At 71.6% G+C, this 23,303-nt stretch carries 21 protein-coding genes and 1 tRNA gene; 10 read left to right on the top strand and 12 right to left on the bottom strand.

The window, feature by feature from the left end; translation table 11 throughout:
• Positions 1-5: 5 nt before the first annotated feature.
• Genes ACIQUT_RS04795 through ACIQUT_RS04785 form a run of 3 tightly spaced genes read right to left on the bottom strand, consistent with a single transcriptional unit; the run spans position 6 to position 2,382 of the window.
• Positions 6-776 (bottom strand): CoA-transferase subunit beta, encoded by a 771-nt coding sequence (locus ACIQUT_RS04795; RefSeq protein WP_403559415.1) that lies wholly within the window; start codon positions 774-776, stop codon positions 6-8.
• On the bottom strand, positions 773-1,636 hold the full coding sequence (locus tag ACIQUT_RS04790; RefSeq protein ID WP_403559414.1) for a CoA transferase subunit A: 864 nt from the start codon (positions 1,634-1,636) through the stop codon (positions 773-775). Before ACIQUT_RS04790 ends, ACIQUT_RS04795 begins: the two co-directional genes overlap by 4 nt.
• Positions 1,633-2,382: an enoyl-CoA hydratase family protein gene (locus ACIQUT_RS04785; protein WP_403559411.1), complete on the bottom strand. Its 750-nt coding sequence runs from the start codon at positions 2,380-2,382 to the stop codon at positions 1,633-1,635. Before ACIQUT_RS04785 ends, ACIQUT_RS04790 begins: the two co-directional genes overlap by 4 nt.
• A 63-nt stretch (positions 2,383-2,445) precedes the next feature.
• Here ACIQUT_RS04785 and ACIQUT_RS04780 point away from each other — a divergent pair, with 63 nt between their 5' ends.
• A complete protein-coding gene (locus tag ACIQUT_RS04780) occupies positions 2,446-3,210 on the top strand; it encodes an SDR family oxidoreductase (RefSeq protein WP_403559409.1) in 765 nt (254 codons plus the stop codon).
• A 64-nt stretch (positions 3,211-3,274) separates the two neighbouring features.
• Positions 3,275-4,243, top strand: coding sequence for an SDR family oxidoreductase (locus tag ACIQUT_RS04775; protein WP_403560572.1), 969 nt, complete (start codon positions 3,275-3,277; stop codon positions 4,241-4,243).
• A 252-nt stretch (positions 4,244-4,495) separates the two neighbouring features.
• Here ACIQUT_RS04775 and ACIQUT_RS04770 read toward each other — a convergent pair whose 3' ends face one another.
• Positions 4,496-5,416, bottom strand: a complete 921-nt coding sequence (locus ACIQUT_RS04770; protein WP_403559406.1) for a hypothetical protein — start codon at positions 5,414-5,416, stop codon at positions 4,496-4,498.
• Positions 5,417-5,539: 123 nt separating this feature from the next.
• Here ACIQUT_RS04770 and ACIQUT_RS04765 point away from each other — a divergent pair, with 123 nt between their 5' ends.
• The 4 genes from ACIQUT_RS04765 to ACIQUT_RS04750 all read left to right on the top strand — a co-directional run bounded on the left by ACIQUT_RS04765 (position 5,540) and on the right by ACIQUT_RS04750 (position 11,356).
• The gene (locus tag ACIQUT_RS04765; RefSeq protein ID WP_403559403.1) at positions 5,540-6,325 is read left to right on the top strand and encodes a S1 family peptidase; all 786 of its coding nucleotides are present in this window, start codon (positions 5,540-5,542) and stop codon (positions 6,323-6,325) included.
• Between the two features lie 452 nt (positions 6,326-6,777).
• Complete coding sequence (locus ACIQUT_RS04760; RefSeq protein ID WP_403559400.1) at positions 6,778-7,098, top strand: chorismate mutase; 321 nt, start codon at positions 6,778-6,780, stop codon at positions 7,096-7,098.
• A gap of 35 nt (positions 7,099-7,133) precedes the next feature.
• The gene (gene pepN / locus ACIQUT_RS04755) at positions 7,134-9,635 is read left to right on the top strand and encodes an aminopeptidase N (protein WP_403559397.1); all 2,502 of its coding nucleotides are present in this window, start codon (positions 7,134-7,136) and stop codon (positions 9,633-9,635) included.
• 311 nt (positions 9,636-9,946) lie between these two features.
• Positions 9,947-11,356 carry a lysine N(6)-hydroxylase/L-ornithine N(5)-oxygenase family protein gene (locus tag ACIQUT_RS04750; protein WP_403559394.1) on the top strand — a complete coding sequence of 470 codons (1,410 nt, stop codon included), beginning with the start codon at positions 9,947-9,949 and terminating at the stop codon, positions 11,354-11,356.
• A 13-nt stretch (positions 11,357-11,369) separates the two neighbouring features.
• On the opposite strand, the gene ACIQUT_RS04745 is transcribed toward ACIQUT_RS04750, so the two are convergent.
• A complete protein-coding gene (locus tag ACIQUT_RS04745; protein ID WP_403560571.1) occupies positions 11,370-13,184 on the bottom strand; it encodes a bifunctional metallophosphatase/5'-nucleotidase in 1,815 nt (604 codons plus the stop codon).
• A gap of 138 nt (positions 13,185-13,322) precedes the next feature.
• Between ACIQUT_RS04745 and ACIQUT_RS04740 the strand changes: the two genes are divergently transcribed.
• From ACIQUT_RS04740 to ACIQUT_RS04730, 3 genes are all read left to right on the top strand, one after another.
• On the top strand, positions 13,323-14,054 hold the full coding sequence (locus ACIQUT_RS04740; RefSeq protein WP_403559391.1) for an SIMPL domain-containing protein: 732 nt from the start codon (positions 13,323-13,325) through the stop codon (positions 14,052-14,054).
• Positions 14,055-14,187: 133 nt separating this feature from the next.
• A complete protein-coding gene (gene pyk, locus ACIQUT_RS04735) occupies positions 14,188-15,615 on the top strand; it encodes a pyruvate kinase (RefSeq protein ID WP_403559388.1) in 1,428 nt (475 codons plus the stop codon).
• Between the two features lie 178 nt (positions 15,616-15,793).
• Positions 15,794-16,477, top strand: coding sequence for a hypothetical protein (locus ACIQUT_RS04730; RefSeq protein WP_403559385.1), 684 nt, complete (start codon positions 15,794-15,796; stop codon positions 16,475-16,477).
• 128 nt (positions 16,478-16,605) lie between these two features.
• On the opposite strand, the gene ACIQUT_RS04725 is transcribed toward ACIQUT_RS04730, so the two are convergent.
• The 3 genes from ACIQUT_RS04725 to ACIQUT_RS04715 all read right to left on the bottom strand — a co-directional run bounded on the left by ACIQUT_RS04725 (position 16,606) and on the right by ACIQUT_RS04715 (position 17,786).
• On the bottom strand, positions 16,606-16,803 hold the full coding sequence (locus tag ACIQUT_RS04725) for a hypothetical protein (RefSeq protein WP_403559382.1): 198 nt from the start codon (positions 16,801-16,803) through the stop codon (positions 16,606-16,608).
• Positions 16,804-16,866: 63 nt separating this feature from the next.
• A complete protein-coding gene (locus ACIQUT_RS04720; protein WP_403559379.1) occupies positions 16,867-17,601 on the bottom strand; it encodes a transcriptional regulator in 735 nt (244 codons plus the stop codon).
• A gap of 110 nt (positions 17,602-17,711) precedes the next feature.
• Positions 17,712-17,786 (bottom strand) — tRNA-Leu (locus ACIQUT_RS04715).
• A gap of 97 nt (positions 17,787-17,883) precedes the next feature.
• Here ACIQUT_RS04715 and ACIQUT_RS04710 point away from each other — a divergent pair.
• Complete coding sequence (locus ACIQUT_RS04710) at positions 17,884-18,537, top strand: ANTAR domain-containing response regulator (protein ID WP_403559376.1); 654 nt, start codon at positions 17,884-17,886, stop codon at positions 18,535-18,537.
• A gap of 97 nt (positions 18,538-18,634) precedes the next feature.
• On the opposite strand, the gene ACIQUT_RS04705 is transcribed toward ACIQUT_RS04710, so the two are convergent.
• Genes ACIQUT_RS04705 through ACIQUT_RS04690 form a run of 4 tightly spaced genes read right to left on the bottom strand, consistent with a single transcriptional unit; the run spans position 18,635 to position 23,137 of the window.
• The gene (locus tag ACIQUT_RS04705; protein WP_403559373.1) at positions 18,635-19,351 is read right to left on the bottom strand and encodes an ABC transporter ATP-binding protein; all 717 of its coding nucleotides are present in this window, start codon (positions 19,349-19,351) and stop codon (positions 18,635-18,637) included.
• Positions 19,348-20,466: an ABC transporter ATP-binding protein gene (locus ACIQUT_RS04700; protein ID WP_403560570.1), complete on the bottom strand. Its 1,119-nt coding sequence runs from the start codon at positions 20,464-20,466 to the stop codon at positions 19,348-19,350. The genes ACIQUT_RS04705 and ACIQUT_RS04700 overlap by 4 nt, the downstream gene beginning before the upstream one ends.
• 5 nt (positions 20,467-20,471) lie before the next feature.
• Complete coding sequence (locus ACIQUT_RS04695; RefSeq protein ID WP_403559371.1) at positions 20,472-22,199, bottom strand: branched-chain amino acid ABC transporter permease; 1,728 nt, start codon at positions 22,197-22,199, stop codon at positions 20,472-20,474.
• 5 nt (positions 22,200-22,204) lie between these two features.
• Positions 22,205-23,137: a branched-chain amino acid ABC transporter permease gene (locus ACIQUT_RS04690; protein WP_403559368.1), complete on the bottom strand. Its 933-nt coding sequence runs from the start codon at positions 23,135-23,137 to the stop codon at positions 22,205-22,207.
• Positions 23,138-23,303 lie beyond the last annotated feature (166 nt).

The following is a 23,303-nucleotide window of genomic DNA, read 5'->3' as shown; positions in this document are numbered from 1 at the left end:
GACCCTCAGCCCCGCACTTCCCGCTCGCGCAGGCCCGCGGGATCGAGGACGCCGCGGATCAGCCGCAGCTCCTCCCCGGTCGGCTCGCGCGTGTACGGGACCTCCTCGGGCACGGCCACGGCGAACCCGGTGGCCGCCCGGACCTCCCCGACGGTCACCCCCGGGTGCAGGGACGCCAGCCGCATCGACCGGTCGGGCGTCGCGAAGTCGAACACCCCGAGGTCGCTGACCACCCGCGGGATCCGGTGGAAGCGGGTCACCCCGGCCGCCGCCGCCCGGTCGTACCCGACGCCGCAGACCATGTCGACCCGCTCGACGAACACCCGCGGCGAATGCCGGGGCACCCAGTAGCTCACCGGGTTGTTGAGGGTGTTCACGGGCGCGCCCCGCACCCCGAGGAGCTGGCGGGACGGCCGCTCCCAGTCGCCGATGCAGGAGATGTTCTGGTTGCCGAACCGGTCGAGCTGGCTCGCGCCCATCATCACGTGCCGCCGCCCGCCCGTGACCATCGTGAGGTGCCGGCGGTACGGCAGCCAGCCCTCGACCTCCCCGTCCGGCCCGACCAGCAGGGCCTCCCCGTCGGTCAGCAGCAGGCCGGGGGAGAAGGTCCGCCGCGCCAGGCGGGCCCCCAGCGAGGGGATCAGGCCCATCGGGCTCGCGAGCACCTCCCCGTCCCCGCGCCACGCCTCGGCGCAGGCGATCACGCAGTACTCGGCACGACTCGGGGCGGGCCCGGGGGACGGGGGTGCGGGGGAGGGGGGTACGGGTGTGGTCATTGCTGCTCCTCCTGCCAGGCCCGGACGGCGCTCTGGTACGCCTGCTCGTCCGGCCCGGACAGGAAGCGGGCGGCGAACTCGGGCCAGGGGGTGGCCGCGTACAGCTTCTGGAAGGCCTCGTCGCGCCCGTGGTCGGGGACGCAGGAGGTGAAGTGCGCGCCGTTCGGGGTCTCCACGACCCCGGTGACGCTGTGCCGGCCGACCAGCAGGGACTGCGGCGGCCCGGCCTTCGCGAGGTCGGCGGTGTCGACGAGCCGCTCGCAGGAGACGTACGCGGTGTCGGCCGCCTCGCAGAACAGGTCGTCGAAGTACGGGTCCGGACCCAGGTACTGGCCGTTGCCGAACCGGTCGGCGCGGTTGAGGTGGACGAGCGCCGCGTCCATCCGCAGGGCGGGCACGGCGACGAGCTCCTCGCCGTCGTCGTACGGCGAGGTGACGGTCCGCAGGTGCGGGTTGACCCGCATGACGTCGGAGCCGAGGCCGGCGCGCACGGGCAGGAACGGCAGCCGGTTCGCGGCGGCGTGCAGGCCCCACATGAACATGGCCTCGTCGAGCTCGGTCAGGGTGAGGGCGCCGCTCTCGCGGGCGGCCCGGAAGTGCGGCTCCAGCGGAATGGAGTCGAGGGTGGCGAACGGGGCCACGAGGTGGCGGATCCGGCCGGCGGCCGCGAGCAGGCCGACGTCGGGTCCGCCGTACGAGACCACGGTCAGATCGGTGATCCCGGAGCGGAGCAGTGCCCGCACCAGGGCCATGGGCTTGCGCCGCGACCCCCAGCCGCCGATCCCGAGCGTCATCCCGCTGCGCAGCCGCCCCACGACCTCCTCGGGCGACATCACCTTGCCGCTGCTGCCGGCCGTCATGTGCTTCCCGCCTTTCCGAAGGTGTCGCGGACCCGGTCGGCGACCCCGCTGAGGTTGGCCTCGAAGGTGAACCCCTGCTCGAAGCGGTAGCTGCGGCGCACGTCCACCGGGTCGATGCCGTTGATCGCCGCCTTCGCGAGCCGGATCAGGTACCCGTCCTTCCGGGCGATCTCGGCCGCCAGCGCCAGCGCCGCCTCCCGCAGCCGCTCCCGCGGGACCACCTCCCACACCGACCCGTGCCCGTGCAGCTCGGCCGCGGTGGCGGTGCGCGAGGTGTAGTACAGGGCGCGCATCAGGTGCTGCGGGACCAGCCGGGCCAGATGGGTCGCCGCGCCGAGCGCCCCCCGGTCGAGCTCGGGCAGGCCGAACGTGGCGTCGTCGGAGGCGACGATCGCGTCCGCGTTGCCGACGAGCCCGATGCCGCCGCCCAGACAGAACCCGTGCACGGCCGCGACCACCGGCACCTCGCACTCGTACACGGCGGCGAACGCCTCGGCGCAGCCCCGGTTGGCGCCGATCAGGCGGTCGTGCCCCGGGTCCCGCTGCATCTCCTTGATGTCGACCCCGGCGTTGAAGCCGCGGCCCTCGGCGGCCAGCACCACGCACCGGTGGTCCGGGTCGCGGCCGGCCGCGCGCACGGCGTCGGCGAGCTCGTACCAGCCCCGGACGGGCAGCGCGTTGACGGGCGGGAAGTCGACGGTGACCAGTGCGATGCCCTTGCCGGGGCGTGAGGTGGAGACACCCATGAGCGCATCAGCTACCTTTCCACCAAACGTTTGTTAGGTGCCAGGTGAGGAAGGTAGCAGCCCATGGAGCTCGACGGGAGGGTCGCCGTCATCACCGGCGGCACCCGCGGTGTCGGCGCCGGCATCGCCCGGTCGTTCCTCGAAGCCGGAGCGGACGTCGTCGTCTGCGCCCGCCGACCACCCGACCGGCCGGTCACCGCGGCGGGCCGCACCGCCGCCCACGCCCCGCTCGACCTGCGCGAACCCGCCGCCGTACAGGACTTCTTCGACACCCTCGCCCGCACCCGCGGACGCCTCGACTGCCTCGTCAACAACGCCGGCGGCACCCCGTACCGGCCCCTGGCCGACGGCGGCGCCGAACGCCACGCCCGGGTACTGCAGCTCAACCTGCTCGCCCCCCTGACCGCCTCGCTCGCCGCCCGCCCGCTGCTGCGCGCCGCGCGCGGCTCGGTGCTGATGGTCGGCAGCGTCAGCGGCTCCCGGCCCTCGCCGGGGACCGCCGCGTACGGGGCCGCCAAGGCGGGCCTGGAGCACCTGGCGCGCTCCATGGCGGTCGAATGGGCGCCCGAGGTACGGGTGAACACGCTCGTCCTCGGCATGGTGCGGACCGAGCTGGCGCACCTGCACTACGGGGACGCCGCCGGGGTCGCCGCGGTGGCGGCGACGGTCCCGCTGGGCCGGCTGGCCGAGCCGGCGGACGTCGGAGCGGCGGCGGTGTTCCTGGCCTCGGGCCGGGCGGGGTACGTGAGCGGGGCGAGCCTGCTGGTGCACGGGGGCGGCGAACGCCCCGCATTCCTGGACGCGGCAACGGTCAACAAGGAGGACTGACATGGCGGATGGCACGGCAGCCGGCACGGCGGCGCGAGGCGCGGCAGCAGGCGCGGCGGGAGTCATGGCGCGGGGACGGGTCGTCGCGGTGACGGGCGCGGGGCGGGGGCTGGGCCGGGCCCATGCGCTGGCGTTCGCGGCGGAGGGCGCGAAGGTCGTCGTCAACGACCTGGACGTGGGCCGGGAGGGAGAACCGGGCGCCGGGGGCGGCGCCGATGCCTCCGGCGGTTCCGGTGCGTCCGGCGGCTCCGGTGTCCCCGGCGGCGCGGCGGCGCAGGTCGTCGCCGAGATCCGGGCGCGCGGCGGGGAGGCGGTGGCGCACGGCGGGGACATCGCCACCGCGCAGGGCGCGGCCTCGCTGGTCGACTGCGCGCTGGACGCGTTCGGCCGGCTGGACACCCTGGTCAACAACGCGGGCTTCCTGCGCGACCGGATGCTCGTCAACCTGGCGGAGGACGACTGGGACGCGGTCGTGCGGGTGCACCTCAAGGGGCACTTCCTGCCGCTGCAGCACGCGGCGGCGTACTGGCGCGCGGAGGCGAAGGCGGGCCGCCCGGTCGCGGCGCGGGTGGTGAACACCTCGTCGGGGGCGGGCCTGGCCGGCTCGGTCGGGCAGGGCTGCTACAGCGCGGCCAAGGCGGGCGTCCTCGGGCTGACGCTGGTCGCGGCGGCGGAGCTGGGCCGGTACGGGGTGCAGGTCAACGCCATCGCCCCGGCGGCGCGGACCCGGATGACGGAGGAGGTCTTCGCGCGGACGATGGCCGCGCCGGGGGAGGGGAAGTTCGACGCGATGGCCCCGGAGAACGTCTCCCCGCTGGTGGTGTGGCTCGGCAGCGACGCCTCGGCGGGGGTCACGGGCCGCGTCTTCGAGGCGGAGGGCGGCCGGATCACGGTGATGGAGGGCTGGCGCCCCGGCCCCACCGCCGACCGCGGCGCCCGCTGGACCCCGGCCGAGGCCGGCGAGGCCGCGACGGGCCTGCTGGCCTCGGCCCGGCCGCCGTACCCGGTCCACGGGGCGGAAGCGGCACCGTGACGGCAGGGCTCCGGGGCCGCGGGGCCGCCGGGCCCGGACACGAATCGGCCCCGGCCCCCTGGCGAGGGGTCGGGACCGGTCCGGCAATCGTGCGATGACGTATCACTACCCACTGCACCCCCTGGCCGAACCGCGTCCGGGCCGACAAGTTGTGCGGTGCATCCGACGGACGCGCGCGTTCCGTCCGCCCGGACCCGGGCAGCCCGCCCGTACGGACCGGCCCCGCCCGGCCGGGCGGGGCCGAGCGCCCGCTCAGGTGTCGCAGTCCAGGACCGTCCGGCACAGGCCGCACCGGGCCTGCATCCGCCCCGCCACCGGCAGCCGGAGCCGCTGCCCGCACACCGGGCAGCCGAAGGTCACCCGCAGCCCGCCGCCGTGCCGCTCGAAGCGGTACCCGCCCGGGGTCGGACCGCCCGCACCGCCCGGGCCCGTTCCGCCCGTCGCCGTCCAGGCGCGGCGCTCGCGCGCGTACCGGCGGCGCTCCGCTCCGTCCGCCGCCGCCAGGGGAGCCCGGCGCAGGTCCCGGTCGGCGAGCGCGCGCCCGCGTACGTACGCCTCGTACGCCTGCGGGCTGGTGAACCACGCGGAGTGGTCCTCGCCCACCAGCACCGCCCGCTTGGCGAGGACGAACCCGAACTCCTCCGGCGTGAGGTAGCCCAGCTTCTGGTGGCCGAGCGCGTCCTCCCGGTAGGCGTCGAGGAGCAGCCAGCCCACGCCCAGCAGGGCGGCCGCGGTGTCGGTGAGGATCTCGTCGTCCGCGGTGGCGGGGAAGCGCAGGCCGAGCCGGTGCAGCAGGACGTGGGTGACCTCGTGCGACAGGGCCGCGGCCAGGTCGCGGCGGTGGGTGCGGAAGCGGTCGTTGACCTCGATGAAGTACTCGGGTCCGGCGGCCGGTTCGACGGTGGCGGCCTCCCGCATCGGCCGGAACGCGACCACCATCCGGGCGTCGGGCAGCCCCAGCGCGGCGACGACCGCGGACGCCACGCGGTGGGCCCCGAGGTGGAGGTCGTCGGCGTCGGTGAAGGCGGCGTCGGCGGGGGAGAGGCTCACGGCGTACGGCCGGATCCCGTCATCCGGCAGCCGCCGCAGCAGGGCGGTGATCGCCGCGCGGACGGTGGCGAGGTGGGGAAAGCCGTGCTCGACGGGGCTGTCCCGCCTGCGGTGCGCGGTCATGCCGCACCCGCCGGCGGCCGTTGTCCGAAAACGGATCCTTGATGCCCGCACAACCCTGGGTATGACATGTACGTGTCATTCACCCGATGGCGCGCACGACCCCAACCCCCCACGAAAGGCAGTGTGTTGACCGTGTCCTCCACCCTCGGCACCTTCCTCAAGCGCACCCTCGCAGTCGGCGCCGTCGCCCTCGCCGCCGCCAGCCTCCAGCCCGGCACCGCCACGGCGTCCCCGGCCCCCGTCGTCGGCGGCACCCGCGCCGCGCAGGGCGAGTTCCCCTTCATGGTCCGCCTCTCCATGGGCTGCGGCGGAGCCCTCTACACCCAGCAGATCGTCCTGACCGCCGCCCACTGTGTGAACGGCTCCGGCAACAACACCTCCATCACCGCCACCGCCGGAGTCGTCGACCTCAACAGCAGCAGCGCCATCAAGGTCAAGTCCACCAAGGTCCTCCAGGCCCCCGGCTACAACGGCCAGGGCAAGGACTGGGCGCTGATCAAGCTCGCCAAGCCCATCAACCTGCCCACCCTCAAGATCGCCGAGACCAAGCAGTACGACACCGGCACCTTCACCGTCGCCGGCTGGGGCGCCGCCCGCGAAGGCGGCGGCCAGCAGCGCTACCTGCTCAAGGCCGCCGTCCCCTTCGTCTCCGACGCCTCCTGCAAGAGCTCCTACGGCAGCTCCCTCGTCCCCGCCGAGGAAATCTGCGCCGGCTACGCCCAGGGCGGCATCGACACCTGCCAGGGCGACTCCGGCGGCCCCATGTTCCGCCGCGACGACGCCAACCAGTGGATCCAGGTCGGCATCGTCAGCTGGGGCCAGGGCTGCGCCCGGCCCAACTACCCCGGCGTCTACACGGAGGTCTCGACCTTCGCCTCCGCGATCAAGTCCGCCGCCGCGAACCTCTGACACCTCCGACCGGCCCCGGCCCGGCGGACGCCCCGCACACGGGCGCCCCCGGGCCGGGCACCCCGGACACTGCCGCGACAGCCCATGCATCGTGATCGCCACCACCCCCGGCCCCGGCGCGCACGTCCACGCGGACACCCCACGGCGGGGCATCCGCCCCCCACCCCAAAGACGCCGCCCCCGCCGCCCCGGTTGACAGCCCCCGCCCCCGCTCGCTCCCGCCTCGGCCCGGCCTGCCAGACTCCGCCCCGGCCCGGCCTGCCAGACTCCGCCCCGGCCCGGCCTGCCCGACCCCGGCGCGCCCCGGCCCGCCCGACCCCGTCCCGGCCCGCCCGACCCAGGCCCCGCCGGACGCCGGCCCCGCCGGACCCCGGCCCCGCCCCCACCTGCACCGTCTCACCGATCGGCCGGCCGGTCCCCCCGCCCCCGGCCGCCACGTATTCTCGGTGACCATGAACAACAGCCACCCCGACGCCACCGACGCCGACGTCACCGCAGAACTCGCCCGCCTGCGCGACAGCATCGACAACATCGACGCCGCCGTGGTCCACATGCTCGCCGAACGCTTCAAGTGCACCCAGCAGGTCGGCCACCTCAAGGCCCGCCACCACCTGCCCCCCGCCGACCCCCAGCGCGAGGCCAGCCAGATCGCCCGCCTCCGCCAGCTCGCCGAGAACGCCAAACTCGACCCGGCCTTCGCCGAGAAGCTCCTGAACTTCATCATCGCCGAGGTCATCCGGCACCACGAGACGATCGCTGCGCGCGAAGACTAGAGGGCCAGGGCCCGCCCTTCGGGCAGCATGGGCCCATGTCCGCACTGACGCGCAACGAAGCGCAAGCCCGAGCCCGGCTCCTCGACGTCCACCACTACGCCGTCACCCTCGACCTCACCGGCGGCGAGGACACCTTCGACTCCACCACCGCCATCCGCTTCACCGCCCGCACCACCGGCGACACCTTCGTGGAGCTCAAGCCGGACGAACTGCGCTCAGCCGAACTCGACGGCCACCCCCTCGACCCGGCCACCCTCAGCGGCAACCGCCTCCCGCTCACCGGCCTGGCCGAAGGCCCCCACGAGCTGCGCCTCGACACCCGCATGCGCTACTCCCGCACCGGCGAGGGCCTGCACCGCTTCACCGACCCCGCGGACGGCGAGACCTACGTCTACACCCAGCTGTTCCTCGACGACGTCCAGCGCGTCTTCCCGGCCTTCGACCAGCCCGACCTCAAGGCCGTCTTCGAGTTCACCGTCACCGCCCCCGCCCACTGGACCGTCCTCGCCAACGGCACCACCACCCGCACCGGCGACCGCGACACCGACGGCGCCGGCACCTGGACCTCCGCCCCCACCCCCGTCATCTCCACCTACCTCGCCGCCGTCGCCGCAGGCCCCTGGCACAGCATCCGCACCGAACACGCCGGCCTGCCCTTCGGCATCCACTGCCGCCGCTCCCTCGCCCCCCACCTCGACGCCGACGCCGAGGAAATCCTCGCCGTCACCACCGCCTGCTACGACCGCTACCACGAGAAGTTCACCGAGCCCTACCCCTTCGACTCCTACGACCAGGCCTTCGTCCCCGAGTTCAACGCCGGCGCCATGGAGAACCCCGGCCTGGTCACCTTCCGCGACCAGTACGTCTTCCGCTCCGCCGTCACCGACTCCGAACGCCAGCGCCGTGCCATGGTCATCGCCCACGAGATGGCCCACATGTGGTTCGGCGACCTCGTCACCCTCCGCTGGTGGGACGACATCTGGCTCAACGAGTCCTTCGCCGAGTACATGGGCTACCAGACCCTCACCGAAGCCACCCGCTTCACCGGCACCTGGACCGAATTCGGCATGGAACGCAAGCCCTGGGGCTACGACGCCGACCAGCGGCCCTCCACCCACCCCGTCGCCCCCGACGCCGCGGCCGTCCCCGACACCGACTCCGCCCTCCTCAACTTCGACGGCATCTCCTACGCCAAGGGCGCCTCCGCCCTGCGCCAACTCGTCGCCTGGACCGGCGAAAAAGACTTCCTGGCCGGCATCAACACCCACTTCGCCCGCCACAAGTTCGCCAACGCCTCACTCGCCGACTTCGTCGACTCCCTCGCCGCCCACACCGACCGCGACGTCCACGCCTGGGCCGACACCTGGCTGCGCACCACCGGCATCGACACCCTCACCCCCCGCATCGAAGAGGGCCACGGCGGCTGGACCCTCACCGTCGACCACCACGGCACCCGCCCCCACCACATCGCCGTCGGCCTCTACGACCGCGAACCCGACAGCACCCTCGAAGCCAGGGACCCCCTCACCCTCGACGTCCCCTCCGACGAGGTCCTCTCCGCCGACGGCCCCCGCCCCGCACTCCTCCTCCTCAACGACGGCGACCTCAGCTACACCAAGATCCGCCTCGACCAGGTCTCCCTCGACACCGCCCGGCGCAGCCTCTCCGCCCTCCCCGACCCGCTCACCCGCGCCGTCGTCTGGAACTCCCTGCGCGACATGGTCCGCGACGGCGAACTCGACCCCGCCGCCTACCTCGCCACCGCCGAGACCCACCTGCCCCACGAAGCCGACCTGGCCATCGTCCAGGGCGTCCTCACCTTCGCCCGCGACAAGATCGCCGACCACTACCTCACCCCCGACCACCGCCCCGCAGCCCTCGCCGCGATCACCACCATCACCCGCGCCCTGCTGCGCCGCACCGAGGACGGCACCGACCCCGGCATGCGCCTCGCCGCCGTACGCGCCCTCATCGACAGCGCCACCCAGCCCGACACCCTCACCGCCTGGCTCGACGACGACACCGTCCCCGGCGGCCCCACCCTCGACCCCGAACTGCGCTGGCGGATCCTCGCCCGGCTCAGCGTCCTCGGCGCCGTCGGCGAAGCCGCCGTCGACGCCGCCCTCGCCGCCGACCCCAGCGCCACCGGCGAGGAGGGCGCCGCCCGCTGCCGGGCCTCCCTGCCCACCGCCGAAGCCAAGGCCGCCGCCTGGAACCGCCTCTTCCACGACGACAGCCTGTCCAACTACCTCTTCACCGCCACCGCCCGCGGCTTCTGGCAGCCCGAACAGGCCGACCTCGTCCACGCGTACGTACCCCGCTACTACCCCGACGCCATCGCCCTGGCCACCCGCCGCGGCCCCGCCATCGCCGCGGCCGCCGCCCAGTACGCCTTCCCCGCCCACGCCGTCGACACCGACAACCTCACGGCAGGCCAGGCCGCCCTCACCGACCCCGACCTCGTCCCCCGCCTCCACCGCGGCCTCACCGACCAGCTCGACGACCTCGCCCGCGCCCTCCGCATCCGCCGGCCCTGACCCGCACCCCCGCCACCGGCACCCCGCCACGCGGCCGCCGCCCGGACCCACCGGGCGGCGGCCGCCCGCTTTCCGCCCGCCCCCGCGCCGTCCGCGTCCCCGCCCCGTCCGCTTCCCGCCCCCGTGCCCCTGTCCGCGTCCGTGCCCCTGTCCGCGTCCGCGTCCCGTCCTCGCGACGGTTACCCCATTCGGGTCTGGTCGTTGTACCCGGCGGGTGCCCGGGCCGCCACCGCGGCAGCCGCACCTGCGCCAGGCGCCCCGCACCACAGGGCCGGCCCCCTCCCACCCGACCGTTCCCGAGGACACCACCGATGACCGCACCCCTCGATGCACCCCTCGACCTCGTCGGAATCGGCATCGGCCCCGGCAACCTCTCCCTCGCCGCCCTCGCCCACGGCCTCCCCGCCCAAGGAGCCGGCGAGCTCGCCACCGCCTTCTACGACGAACGCCGCGACTTCCGCTGGCACCCCGGGCTCCTCCTCGACGGCACCACCCTCCAGGGCCCCTTCCTCGCCGACCTCGTCACCCTCGCCGACCCCACCAGCCCCTGGACCTTCCTCAACTACCTCAGGCACACCGAGCGGCTCCACCCCTTCTACCTCGCCCAGCAGCTCCGCATCCGCACCGCCGAATACGACGCCTACTGCCGCTGGGTCGCCGGCCGCCTCCCCGCACTCCACTTCGGCCACCGGGTCGACGCCGTCCGCTGGAACCCCGAACGCGACCTCTTCGAAGTCGACCACACCCGCCTCGACGCCGACGGCGAAACCGAAGCCCTCGGCCGCACCCACACCCGGCACCTCGCCCTCGGCATCGGCACCGCCCCCCACGTCCCCGACCCCCTGCGGCCCCTCGTCGACGCCCCCGCCGTCCCCGTCATCCACGCCGCCGACTACCTCGGCCACCGCACCCGCATCCTCGGCGCCGACCACATCACCGTCATCGGATCAGGCCAGTCCGGAGCCGAAGTCTTCCTCGACCTCCTCCGCGCCCGCCCCACCGGCCGCGAACGCCTCACCTGGCTCACCCGCACCCCCGCCTTCACCCCCAGGGAACACTCCACCCTCGGCCTCGAACACTTCACCCCCGACTACACCCGCTACTTCCACTCCCTCCCCGAACCCGTCCGCGACCAGCTCATCCCCACCCAATCGCAGCTCCACAAAGGCATCGATCCCGCCACCCTCGCCGCCATCCACCACGAGCTCTACACCCGCACCCTCCACGGAGGCCGGCCCGACACCGTCCTCACCCCCGGAGTCACCGTCCGCACCGCCGGCCGCGTCGCCACCACCAAGGTCGAACTCCACCTCGAACACCCCCAACAGGGCACCCGCTCCCGCCTCACCACCGACGCCGTCATCCTCGCCACCGGCTACCGGGAACGCCCCCTCACCCGCCTCCTCGCAGGACTCGACCCCTACCTGCGCAAGGACTCCTCCGGACGCCCCCGCATCGACGAACACCACCGCATGGTCCTCGCCCCCACCGTCACCGGCAGCATCTTCGTCCAGAACGCCGAACGCCACACCCACGGCATCGGCACCCACGACCTCGGCCTCACCACCCGACGCAGCGCCACCATCCTCAACACCCTCACGGGCAAAAACCCCTACCCCGAACCCGCCCGCACCACCTTCACCACCTTCGGCCTCGAACAGCGGGAGCAGACCCGACCCCACCCCCCGGTCGAACTGCTCCCGCTCGTCGATTGCCCCTGACACCCCGCAGGGATCAGAACACCGGCACGCCGCCCCGGGTCAGGCGCCAGTCCACCGACGCGAACTGCGACGGGTCGATCGTCCCCTTCGCCTTCACCCACGAAATGATCGTGTTACGGATCTCGTCGGAGTTCGCCCACACCTGCTTCGCCTGCGGCACGTGCGGGAACGCACCGCCACCCGACGCCCGGTAGTTGTTCACCGCCAGCACGAACCGCGCCTGCGGATCCACCGGCTTCCCCTGGAACGACAGCCCCGTGATCCGCGAACCCTTCGGCTGCGCGATGTCGATGCCGTACGCCAGCCCGTACACCGTGTCGTAGTTGTAGTCCGGAATGCCCTCCGCGTTCGTCAGCTTCGCCGGATCCACCACCGCATCCGCAGCCGTCTGCACGAAGTACCGCGCCGAGTACTCCAGGTAGTCCTTCAGCTGCGCGCCCGTCAGCACCCGCGCCTCCAGCGTGTTCTCGAACGGGTACAGCCCCGCCGCGTCCCGCAGCGTCACCTTCCCCGCCGGGATCACCGCCGTCCGCGAGAAGCACGACGCCTGCGACAGCACCGGAAGCGACGCCCACTCCGTACCGGAGAGGGCTCCCTTCACCGTCTCCGCCTGCACGTGGTTGATCAGGTCGATGATCGGCACGTCCTTCACCGGACCCTCCGCCGACGACATCGCCTGCGTCGACGAACCGATCACCTGGTTGACGTACTCCACCACCTTGCGGTGCTCGTCCGACAGCAGCCCGACGATCTCCGGGTCCTCCTCGACCGTGTTCGAGTTCAGCACCCGCGCCGACACCTTCGCCACCGACCACGAGCCCTTCGCCCACGTCAGCTCGAAGTCGAACAGCGTCAGCCGCTGCCCCCACTTCAGCGGCTCCGACAGCACCACGTCCTTGCCGGTCGCCTTGTTCTTCACCCGGTACTCCGGGATCTCCGTGTGCGCGTGCCCCACCAGGATCGCGTCGATCCCCGGCACCTGCTCCGCCACCAGACCCGCGGCATTCTCGATGTACGGCAGCTGGTCACCGTACGACGACGTACCGCTCGACCCCGAGTGCGCCGACACGATCACCACGTCCGCACCCATCGACCGCAGCTTCGGCACGTACTTCGCCGCCTGCTCCTCCAGCCCCGGGAACGTCATCTTCCCCTGCACATTGGCCTTGTCCCAGATCGCGATGCCCGGATTCGTCAGACCCAGCACCGCCACCTTCACGTCCCGCCCGTGCGGAGTCCGCAGCCGGTGCATGCTGTACGGCGGGAACGCCGGCCGCAGCGACTTCGCATCCAGCGCGTTCGCCCCCAGCAGCGGGAAATCACACTGCTCCTGGAACTTCCGCAGCACCGGAATGCCGTAGTTGAACTCGTGGTTGCCCAGCGCCGCCGCGTCGTACCCGATCGCGTTCATGGCCTGCGCCATCGGATGCACCGGACCACGGCGCGCCGTGATCGGGTCCACCTTCGCGTAGTAGTACGACAGCTGCGTGCCCTGGATGGTGTCACCCGCGTCGATGAGCAGCGTGTTGCAGCGCCCCTTCTCCGCCCGCACCCGGTTCACCAGCGTCGAGATCTTCGCCAGGCCCACGTCGTTGTGCGCCTTGTCGTCGAACTCCTTGTCCGTGAAGTAGTCCCAGTTGAAGACGTTTCCGTGCAGATCGGTCGTCCCCATCACCGTGAACGCATACGTCCGCGGCGGCCGCGAACCCGACTCCGCCGCGGCGGCCGTGCTCGCCGCGGCGGCCGGGCCGGCCGCAGCCCCCGCCAGCGCGACGGCCGCACCCGTCGCAGCCGAGGTCCCCAAAAACGTCCTGCGGTCGAACGCCATGCCATCTCCCCTGTTCAGGCGCTGTCTTGAAGGAGCTGACAACGCGCGTAGATTCTGACTCATCGGTAACAACCGAACCACCCCCCTCCACATCTCGATCCGATGACCACCGGCCGACAGCAGTGCCACAGTGAAGCCATGACCACCACCCACGAGGCACCCCAGCCGGCCCCGCAGCCCGTCCCCCACCCGCCCTACGGCACCCCCGACACCCCCCGCGTCGCCGTCCGCGGCGAAGCCCTCCTCGAAGTCGACCCCGAAATCGCCCGCATCGGCATCACCGTCAGCGCCCGCGGCACCGACCGACGCACCGCCCTCGAAGACCTCACCCGCCGCAACAACGCCGTCCTCGAACTCGTCAAGACCTACGGCGAAGCCGTCGAGAAAACCGAAACCGGCGCCTTCTCCATCACCCCCGAACTCACCCGCCACGGCCGCGGCGAACGCGTCCGCGCCTACCACGGCCGCGTCCACATCACCGCCGAACTCAGCGACTTCACCGCCCTCGGCGAACTCACCACCCGCCTCGCCGACCTCGAACTCACCCACGTCGACGGCCCCTGGTGGTCCCTCCGACCCACCTCACCCGCCCACGGCGAAGCCCGCCGCCAAGCCGTCCTCGAAGCCGTCCAACGCGCCCGCGAATACGCCTCCGCCCTCGGCGCCGACCTCACCGCCCTCGTCGAACTCGCCGACGAAGGCGCCGAGAACACCCTCGCCTACACCGCCGCCCCCGCCGGCGCCGTCCGCTCCATGGCCTTCGCCGGCACCGAGGAAACCGCCGCCCCGCCCCTCGACCTCGAACCCCAGCGCCAGACCGTCCGCGCCCAGGTCAACGCCCGCTTCACCATGACCCCGCCCCGGCTCTGAAACCGCCCGTGGGGGTGCTCATCGGAGCACCCCCACGCACATTCAACACTTGTCAACAACCCTTCAGCCAAAGGTTGTTGAGCAGACACCAAGACCCCACTACCTACCCCCCGGTAGGGCATACGCTCCCCTCATGCGCCGAGCAAAAATCGTCTGCACCCTGGGCCCAGCCACCGACTCCTACGACCGCATCAAAACCCTGGTCGAAGCCGGAATGGACATCGCCCGCCTCAACCTCAGCCACGGCACCTACGCCGAACACGAGGAGCGCTACCACCGCGTACGCAAGGCCTCCGACGAAACCGGCCGCAGCGTCGGCATCCTCGCCGACCTTCAAGGCCCGAAGATCCGACTCGGCCGCTTCGCCGAAGGACCCGTATTCCTTGAACGCGGCGACACCTTCACCATCACCACCGCACACACCCCCGGCAACCGCCACACCTGCAGCACCACCTACAGCGGCCTCGCCGACGACGTCACCCCCGGCGAACGCATCCTCGTCGACGACGGCCGCGTCACCCTCGAAGTCACCGCCGTCGACGGCCCCCGCATCCACACCCACGTCATCGAAGGCGGCATGGTCTCCGACCACAAGGGACTCAACCTCCCCGGAGTCGCCGTCTCCGTCCCCGCCCTCTCCGACAAGGACACCGAAGACCTCCGCTGGGCCCTGCGCACCGGCGCCGACGTCATCGCCCTCTCCTTCGTCCGCACCGGCCGCGACATCGAAGACGTCCACCGCATCATGGACGAGGAAGGCCGACGCCTCCCCGTCATCGCCAAAATCGAAAAACCCCAAGCCGTCGACAACATCGACGACATCGTCGCCGCCTTCGACGGCATCATGGTCGCCCGCGGCGACCTCGGCGTCGAAATGCCCCTCGAACACGTCCCCATCGTCCAAAAGCGCGCCATCACACTCGCCAAGCGCAACGCCAAACCGGTCATCGTCGCCACCCAGATGCTCGACTCGATGATCGACAACTCCCGGCCCACCCGCGCCGAGGCCTCCGACGTCGCCAACGCCGTCATCGACGGCACCGATGCCGTCATGCTCTCCGGCGAGACCAGCGTCGGCAAATACCCCGTCGAAACCGTCACCACCATGTCCCGCATCGTCGAAGCCGCCGAACAGGACATCCTCACCAACGGCCTCCCCCCGCTCACCGAAACCAACAAACCCCGCACCCAAGCCGGAGCCGTCGCCCGCGCAGCCGCCGAAATCGGCGACTTCCTCGGCGCCAAGTTCCTCGTCGCCTTCACCCAGAGCGGCGACACCGTCCGCCGACTCTCCCGCTACCGCTCACCCATCCCCCTCCTCGCCTTCACCCCCGACCCCGCCACCCGCTCCCAGCTCAACCTCACCTGGGGCACCGAAACCTTCCTCGGCCCCCACGTCGACTCCACCGACGCCATGGTCGCCCAGGTCGAAGAAGAACTCCTCCGCATCGGCCGCTGCGTACCCGGCGACACCGTCGTCATCACCGCCGGCTCACCCCCCGGCGTCAGCGGCTCCACCAACCTCGTCCGCGTCCACCACATCGGCGACGCCGTCCGCTGACCCACGCACCCTGCACGCCCCCGCCCCACGAAGGCGGCGGCGTTCCCGTACCCGCACCACTCCGCCCTGCCCGCACCACCCCGCCCATACCGAACCGACCACACTCCACCGGAATCCCTGCGTCACCACCCCCGCACCCGGCACAATCCCCGACGTCCCCCCACCCTTGGAGGAGCCGGTGTCACAGCAGGAAATCCCCATCACCCTCACCCCCCAACAAGCCGCCGCCGGCGTCGTCATCACCCTCCCCCTCCAAAACGGCACCACCGCCGACCTCCGCGTCCCACCCGCCCGCGACGGCCAACTCGTCCGCGCCCAACTCGGCGCCACCGAAGTCCTCCTCCGCGTGCGCATAGCCGGCGCCCCCGCCCCGAAGAAGCCCAACCCCCTCGGCTGCCTCCTCGGCGTCCTCATCGCAGCAGGCCTGATCGGCGGCATCATCGCCCTCACCAACAACGACGACGACCCGAACACCACCGCGACCGGCAGCCGCCCCACCCCCACCCCCACGGCACCCTCCTGGTCACCGCCCGCGCTCCCCACCCTCAACCTCCCCGGCGCCGGCGCCCCCACCAGCGCAGCCCCCGACCCCAGCCCCTACGGCGAAGGCACCTGCCTCAACGGCACCCTCCCCGACTCCACCACCGCCACCCGCGTCAACGACGTCGACGAAGTCCCCTGCTCCGCCTCCGACGCCCACTACCGCGTCATCCAGCGCTTCTCCTTCACCTCCGACATGAACCGCTGCGACGCCAACCCCAAAACCCAGTACGCCTTCTCCCACCGCTACACCCGCAACGGCGTCCCCATCAACGAATACGTCTACTGCCTCGTCGGCATCGGCTCCTACGCCCGCCCGTAGCCAGCGGGCCCGCCCCCGCCCCCACCCGGATGGGTACCTGCGGCGATTCGACATCGAGCACACCTGAACGGGCACGACCCCGGCGAGCCATGGTGCCGCCGGGGTCGCGCCCTCCCGCATGGGGCCCGCTAGTTCCAGACCTCGCCGTAGAAGTCGCCACCGGTGCCGCGCAGGTAGTAGTGCTGCCCGTACAACCCGCCCACGCCCGCCTGCTGCCACCGCCACTGGTTGGTGGCGATGGAACCGACCATCACACCGGTGTCGACGTCCCACAGTTCGGCGCGACCCCAGTAGCCCAGCGCCTTGTGCTTGCCGCCGTAGCACACCGGAGGTGCCGGACGGGCGCTCGCATGGTCGGCCGAGGGACGGAATCCGGAAAGCGTGGCCGGTCAGTGCTTCGGCCCGACGTGGAGGTCCGTGAGCGCCACGGACTCTTTGCGGGCGACGGAGATGTTGTGCCGGTTGGCGCGGGTCCAGCTCACACCCAGGCGGTCCAGGGTGGTCGTCAGGAGGGCGGTGATGTCCGCCGACTTGTTGGTGAAGAAGTAGCGCGGGTACTCGTACCGCTTGCCGTTGCGGACGGTCCAGTTGGTGATCCGGCAGCCGTCGGAGTGGATCAGTCCGCGGACGAAGGCCCAGGGGTGGGCGTCGACCAGAGCCTGCTGCCAAGGCCGCAGGTGAATGCGGCGGTCGTGCTTCTTGCCCGGAGCGTGCTGGGGGAACAGGCACGTCCAGTGGTGTCCGAAGCTGGTCACCATCACACAGCCGGGTCGCTTCAGGATGTAGACCCGGTTGTCCGGGCGGACGGCGGCCATCGCTGCCCGGCATAGTTCGATCAGGCCCGGCCAGGCGTCCGCGCAGGCGATACGCAGGTGATGGCCGCCGCGCGGGTGCGGGCTGATGCAGCCGTCCCCGAGATAGAGACCGAGCAGATAGACGTAGGCCGCCTGATCGGCGGGTCCGGAGCACTCGGCGGTCCGCGCCATGCGGGAGAGCGGCTCGATACGGATCTTCCAGGCGCGGAGTGCCGAACGGGAGATGCCTGTCTCCGTGCTCACCGAGTTCAGGCTGCGACCTTGCTCCACGAGAGCGAGGGCTCGTCGACGGGTGGCGATGTCGTACATGTGCGCGACATTGGCTCAGATGGATGCGGCAGATGGCTCGAAATGGGGGTCTTTCCCCGGAACGAGTGATGGTCACGCAAATTTCACGTGACCATGGAATCTAAGCAAAGTGCCCCAGGTGGGATTCGAACCCACACTGTCCGCTGTTTGAGAGCGGCCTCTCTAACCGGTTGGAGTACTGGGGCCTAAGAAACGAAGGCTCGGGGGAGCCCTACGGGACACCACCATACCGTAGCTAGGTAGGCTCAGGGGAGCTTGATATGCCCGCAAGGAGGAGCACACGTGACCGCCGAGCACGAGTCGACGCCCACGCCCGACGCCGACCAGTCGCACGTTCCGCCGCTGACGACGCGCGTCGTCATCGCCGAGGACGAGGCGCTCATCCGTCTCGACCTCAAAGAGATGCTGGAGGAAGAGGGCTACTCGGTGGTCGGCGAGGCCGGCGACGGCCAGAGCGCCGTCGAGCTGGCCCGTGAGCACCGGCCCGACCTCGTCATCCTCGACGTGAAGATGCCCGTCCTGGACGGGATCTCCGCCGCGGAGAAGATCGCCCAGGAGTCCATCGCGCCGGTCCTGATGCTGACCGCGTTCTCGCAGCGCGACCTGGTCGAGCGGGCCCGGGACGCCGGGGCCATGGCGTACCTGGTGAAGCCGTTCAGCAAGAGCGACGTGGTGCCGGCCATCGAGATGGCGGTCTCCCGTTTCGCGGAGCTGCGCGCGCTGGAGAAGGAGGTCGCGGACCTCTCCCTGCGGCTGGAGACCCGGAAGCTGGTGGACCGGGCGAAGAGCATCCTGCAGACGCAGTACGGGCTGACGGAGCCGGCGGCGTTCCGGTGGATCCAGAAGACGTCGATGGACCGGCGCATGTCGATGCAGCAGGTCGCGGAGGCGGTCATCGAGGACGCCGAGGAGAAGAAGAACGCCGGCAAGGGGTAGTCCGCCCCGTCTGCGTGCACGGCACGCAATGCGTGAGGCCCGCCACCGGGATGGATCCGGTGGCGGGCCTCACGCATGGTGCGGTGTGCGGCGGGGGTCAGTCCTCGCCGAGGTAGGCCTTGCGGACCTCCTCGTCGTGGAGGAGCTCCTGGCCGGTGCCCGAGAGCACGATCTTGCCGATCTCCATCACGTGGGCCTGGTCGGCCAGCGAGAGGGCGGCCTGGGCGTTCTGCTCGACGAGCAGGATGGTGGTGCCCGTGGACTTGAGCTCGGCGATGGTGGCCATGATCTTGTGCATCATCAGCGGGGAGAGACCCATGGAGGGCTCGTCCAGCATGAGGAGCTTGGGGCGGGACATGAGGGCCCGTCCCATGGCGAGCATCTGCTGCTCACCGCCCGAGAGGGTGCCGGCGGCCTGCTTGCGGCGTTCGCCCAGGATGGGGAACATCTCGTAGGCGCGCTGGATGTCCTTCTCGATGCCGTCCTTGTCGCTGCGGAGGAAGGCTCCGAGCTGGAGGTTCTCGGCGATCGTCAGCCGGGGGAAGATGTGGCGTCCCTCGGGGGAGTGGGCGAGGCCCAGGGAGACGATCTTGTGGGCGGGGACCGAGCCGAGGGGCTGGCCGTCGAAGGTGATGCTGCCGGACCGGGGCTTGATGAGTCCGGACAGGGTGCGCAGGGTGGTCGTCTTGCCGGCGCCGTTGGTGCCGACGAGGCAGACGATCTGGCCTTCTTCGACGGTGAAGGAGATGCCCTTGACGGCTTCGATCTTGCCGTAGGCCACCTTGAGGTCGTTGACCTCGAGGAGTGCGGTCACTTGGCTTCTCCGTCCTTGCTGGTGGTGCTGTCCGCGGCTGCCGCCTCGGTGTCGGCGGCCGGGGCCGGGGCGGGGGCGTCCGGGGTGTCGGCCTCCGTCTCCGTGTCCGTCGCCTCGGCCGTGTCGGCGTCCGTGGTGTCGGCGGCTTCCGTCGCCTCGGCTTCCGCCGTGTCGGTGTCCGTCGCCTCGGTGGCCTCGGCCGCGGGGGCTTCGGTCTCCTCGGCCTCGGCCTCGGCGGCCGGGGCTTCGGCCTCAGCCTTGGGGGCCTCGGCCTCGGCCTCGGCCTCGGCTTCGGTCGCCGGGGGCTCGAAGGGTTCGCCGAGGTAGGCGGCGATGACGCGCTCGTCGCCCTGGACCTCGGAGGCGGTGCCCTCGATGAGCTTCTCGCCCTGGACGAGACAGGCGACGCGGTCGCAGAGGTTGAAGATGAACCGCATGTCGTGCTCGATGACGAGGACGGCGATGCCCTTGTCGCGGATGGCGAAGATGAGCTCTTCCGCGGCGCGGGTTTCCTGCGGGTTCATGCCGGCGGTGGGCTCGTCGAGGAGCAGGAGGCCGGGGTCGCTGGCGAGGGCGCGGGCGATTTCGAGCTTGCGCTGCTCGCCGTAGGGGAGGTTCTTCGCCAGGTGCTGGGCCTTGTGCTCCAGGCCGATGAACTCGAGGAGTTCCATGGCGCGGGCCTCGGAGGCGGCTTCGGCCTTCTTGAAGCCGGGGCCGCGCAGGAGGGCGGACCAGAGGCCTTCCTTGGTGCGGGTGTGGCGTCCGACGAGGACGTTCTCCAGCACGGTCATGTTGGCGAAGAGCCGGATGTTCTGGAAGGTGCGGGCGATGCCTGCCTTGGTGACCAGGTGCGGCTTGGGCGGCAGGACGGTGCCCTTGTAGCTGACGGTGCCCTCGGTGGGGACGTACAGGCCGGTGAGGCAGTTGAAGAAGGTGGTCTTGCCGGCGCCGTTGGGGCCGATGAGACCGACGATCTCGCCGGAGTTGACCTGGAGGTCGACGCCCTTGACGGCGGTGAGGCCGCCGAAGCGCATGGTGACGCCGCTGGCCTGGAGGACCGTCTCGCCGGCCGGGGCGGCGGCGGGCTTGGTGGTGGTGTCGGTGGTGGTCGTCATGGTGTTCACGCACCCGCCTTGGCCGTGGCCAGGTCGGTGGGAGCCTGGTCGGCGGTGTCGTCGTGGAACTCGAGCTGTGCGCGCTTGTCGGCGATGAGGCCTTCGGGGCGCAGGCGCATGAGCAGGATGAGGGCGATGCCGAATCCGAGGAGCTGGTAGTCCTGGAGGAACTGCAGCTTCGCGGGGATCAGGAAGAGGAGTGCGGAGCCGAGGATGGGTCCGCGGATGGTTCCCATGCCGCCGAGGATGACGGCGGCGAGGAGGAACGCGGAGTTGGGGGGCACGGGTCCGGCGAAGACGTAGTTCTCGGGGACGACCGTGGTGTTGACGTGGGCCTGGACGGTGCCGGCGAGGCCGGCGAGGGTGGCGCCGAGGGCGAAGGCGATGAGCTTGACGCGGAAGCCGTTGATGCCCATGGCTTCGGCGGCGGTCTCGTCTTCGCGGATGGCGATCCAGGCGCGTCCGATGCGGCTGTTGCCGGCGCGGGCGAAGACCACGATGACCAGGGCCATGACCAGCAGCATCAGGAGGTAGTAGTTGGCGTAGGCGCCGAGGGTGATGCCGAGGACGGTGTGGGCTTCCCCGAAGTTCCACCCGAAGAGGTCGAGGTGGGGGATGTTGGGGATGCCGTTGGGGCCGTTGGTGATCTGGGGGCCGGAGGTGCCGTCGAGGTTGCCCATGGCGATGCGGAAGATTTCTCCGAAGCCGAGGGTGACGATGGCGAGGTAGTCGCCGCGCAGGCGGAGGGTCGGGGCGCCGATGGCGACGCCGAAGACCAGGGAGGCGAGGGCGCCGACGATGACGGCGGCCCAGAAGGGGAGGTGGAGGCCGAAGGCGGATGCGGTGCTTCCGGAGACCAGGGCGGCGGTGTAGGCGCCGACGCCGAGGAAGGCGACGTAGCCGAGGTCGAGGAGGCCGGCGAGGCCGACGACGACGTTGAGGCCGAGGGCGACGGTCGCGAAGATCAGGATGTTGACCGCGATGAGGGTGTAGGTGTCGCCGCTCTGCTGGATGAGGGGGAAGGCGACGAAGGCGGCCATGGTCGCGATGAGGGCGACCTGGCGGTGGTTCGCGGTGATCTCGGCGAAGCGGTCGGTGACACCGGACTTGATGAGGCCGGTGGCGGCGAGGCTGACCGTGATCAGGTACGCGATGAAGAGCTGCGGTTCCTTGTCATCGGTGTCGATGCCGAAGGTGATCACGTAGAGGGCGAGGGCGTAGACGCCGACGATGATCAGGATCTCGGCCCAGGAGGGCAGCTTCGCGGTGGTGGCGGCGGCCTTGCGGGTGTCGTCGGTGAGCTTGAACGCGGCGAGGGCCGGGATCAGGGAGCCGACGAGGGCGAGGTAGGCACCGGGTTCGAGGTTGACGATGCCGCCGAGTTCGACGCAGATGGCGGCGGCGGTGAACCAGGTGGTGGCCGCGGCGCCGAGGGCGAGGAACCGCAGGGCCTTGGTGCTGCCCTTGGGGGCGAGCCAGCCGAGGCCCTTGGTGCCGAGGGCGGCGAGGGCGTAGAGGCCGGTCAGCAGGGCGCCGATGAGCGTGAGGAGCTGGAGCGGCGCCGGGTTGCCGTAGAAGGTGAGGTCGCCGGGGAAGGCGGAGGTCCACGTCCAGGCGAGGAAGGCGCTGACGACGGTGAGGAGGGAGCCGCCGGTGATGGCGTACAGCAGTGTGGTGCTGTTGCCGGCCTTCTCGGCCGCGGTGGGGCTGAGGGTGGCTTCGTTGGTGGTCATGGTTCTCACGCCCGATCCGTGACGCGCTGGCCGAGCAGGCCTTGGGGCCGCACGAGGAGGACGACGATGAGGAGGACGAAGGCCCAGACGTTGGCCCAGGCTCCACCGCCGAGCTGCTGCATGCCCGGGATGTCCTCGATGTAGGCGATCGAGAGCGACTCGGCGAGGCCGAGGACGACGCCGCCGACCATGGCGCCGTAGATGTTTCCGATGCCGCCGAGGACGGCTGCGGTGAAGGCCTTGAGTCCGAGGATGAAGCCCATCTCGAAGTTGATCTGGCCCTTGTCGACGCCGTAGGCGACGGCGGCGACGGCGGCGAACGCGGCACCGATGGCGAAGGCCATGACGATGATGCGGTCGGTGTTGATGCCCATGAGCTTGGCGGTGTCGGGGTCCTGGGCGGTGGCCTGCATGGCGCGGCCGCTGCGGCTCTTGGAGACGAAGACGCCGAGGGCGAGCATGCAGAGCGGGGCGAGGGCCAGGACGAAGGCGTCCGCGCGCTGGATGGAGAGGCTGTCGGTGATCTGGAACGCCTTGCCGGTGAACTCGGGGAAGCTCACGGCCTTCTTGGCGTCCGGGTAGAACTGCCAGACGAGCTGCTGGAGCGCGATCGAGAGGCCGATGGCGGTGATGAGGGGTGCCAGGCGGGGGGCGCTGCGCAGTGGCCGGTAGGCGAAGCGTTCCGCCGCGGTCGCCACGGCGACGGAGGCGAGGGCGCCTCCGAGGATCATGAGGGGTATCGCCACCAGGAGCGAGGTTCCGCTCGGGAGTGCGGTGTAGGTGGTGAGGGCGCCGAAGCCCCCGATCATGAAGATCTCGCCGTGGGCGAAGTTGATGAGCTGGACGATGCCGTAGACCATGGTGTACCCGATGGCGATGAGGCCATAGAGGGCACCGAGGGACAGGCCGTTGGCCAGCTGTTGCGGCAGTTCGTGCACCGCAGGGCCTCCGATGTGCGTGTCGGATAAGAGTCCGGGGGGGGGGGGGGGGGGGGGGCGGCCGGGGGGGGGGGGGGGGGGGGGGGGGGGGGGGCGGGGTCGGCGGGGCGGCCATCAGTCGCGCACCAGCGGGGCGCCCGCGTCCCGCCAGGCGATGATGCCGCCC

Source organism: Streptomyces sp. NPDC090445 (assembly GCF_044769385.1).
Classification (GTDB): Bacteria; Actinomycetota; Actinomycetes; order Streptomycetales; family Streptomycetaceae; genus Streptomyces.
Note: the sequence above shows the minus strand (reverse complement) of the source record. Positions and strands in the feature narration are given on the sequence as shown.

Coding starts and splice junctions, on each gene's coding strand:
- ACIQUT_RS04795 (WP_403559415.1), bottom strand. CDS start 776: ATGACCACACCCGTACCCCCCTCCCCCGCACCCCCGTCCCCCGGGCCC.
- ACIQUT_RS04790 (WP_403559414.1), bottom strand. CDS start 1,636: ATGACGGCCGGCAGCAGCGGCAAGGTGATGTCGCCCGAGGAGGTCGTG.
- ACIQUT_RS04785 (WP_403559411.1), bottom strand. CDS start 2,382: ATGGGTGTCTCCACCTCACGCCCCGGCAAGGGCATCGCACTGGTCACC.
- ACIQUT_RS04780 (WP_403559409.1), top strand. CDS start 2,446: ATGGAGCTCGACGGGAGGGTCGCCGTCATCACCGGCGGCACCCGCGGT.
- ACIQUT_RS04775 (WP_403560572.1), top strand. CDS start 3,275: ATGGCGCGGGGACGGGTCGTCGCGGTGACGGGCGCGGGGCGGGGGCTG.
- ACIQUT_RS04770 (WP_403559406.1), bottom strand. CDS start 5,416: ATGACCGCGCACCGCAGGCGGGACAGCCCCGTCGAGCACGGCTTTCCC.
- ACIQUT_RS04760 (WP_403559400.1), top strand. CDS start 6,778: ATGAACAACAGCCACCCCGACGCCACCGACGCCGACGTCACCGCAGAA.
- pepN (WP_403559397.1), top strand. CDS start 7,134: ATGTCCGCACTGACGCGCAACGAAGCGCAAGCCCGAGCCCGGCTCCTC.
- ACIQUT_RS04750 (WP_403559394.1), top strand. CDS start 9,947: ATGACCGCACCCCTCGATGCACCCCTCGACCTCGTCGGAATCGGCATC.
- ACIQUT_RS04745 (WP_403560571.1), bottom strand. CDS start 13,184: ATGGCGTTCGACCGCAGGACGTTTTTGGGGACCTCGGCTGCGACGGGT.
- ACIQUT_RS04740 (WP_403559391.1), top strand. CDS start 13,323: ATGACCACCACCCACGAGGCACCCCAGCCGGCCCCGCAGCCCGTCCCC.
- pyk (WP_403559388.1), top strand. CDS start 14,188: ATGCGCCGAGCAAAAATCGTCTGCACCCTGGGCCCAGCCACCGACTCC.
- ACIQUT_RS04720 (WP_403559379.1), bottom strand. CDS start 17,601: ATGTACGACATCGCCACCCGTCGACGAGCCCTCGCTCTCGTGGAGCAA.
- ACIQUT_RS04700 (WP_403560570.1), bottom strand. CDS start 20,466: ATGACGACCACCACCGACACCACCACCAAGCCCGCCGCCGCCCCGGCC.
- ACIQUT_RS04695 (WP_403559371.1), bottom strand. CDS start 22,199: ATGACCACCAACGAAGCCACCCTCAGCCCCACCGCGGCCGAGAAGGCC.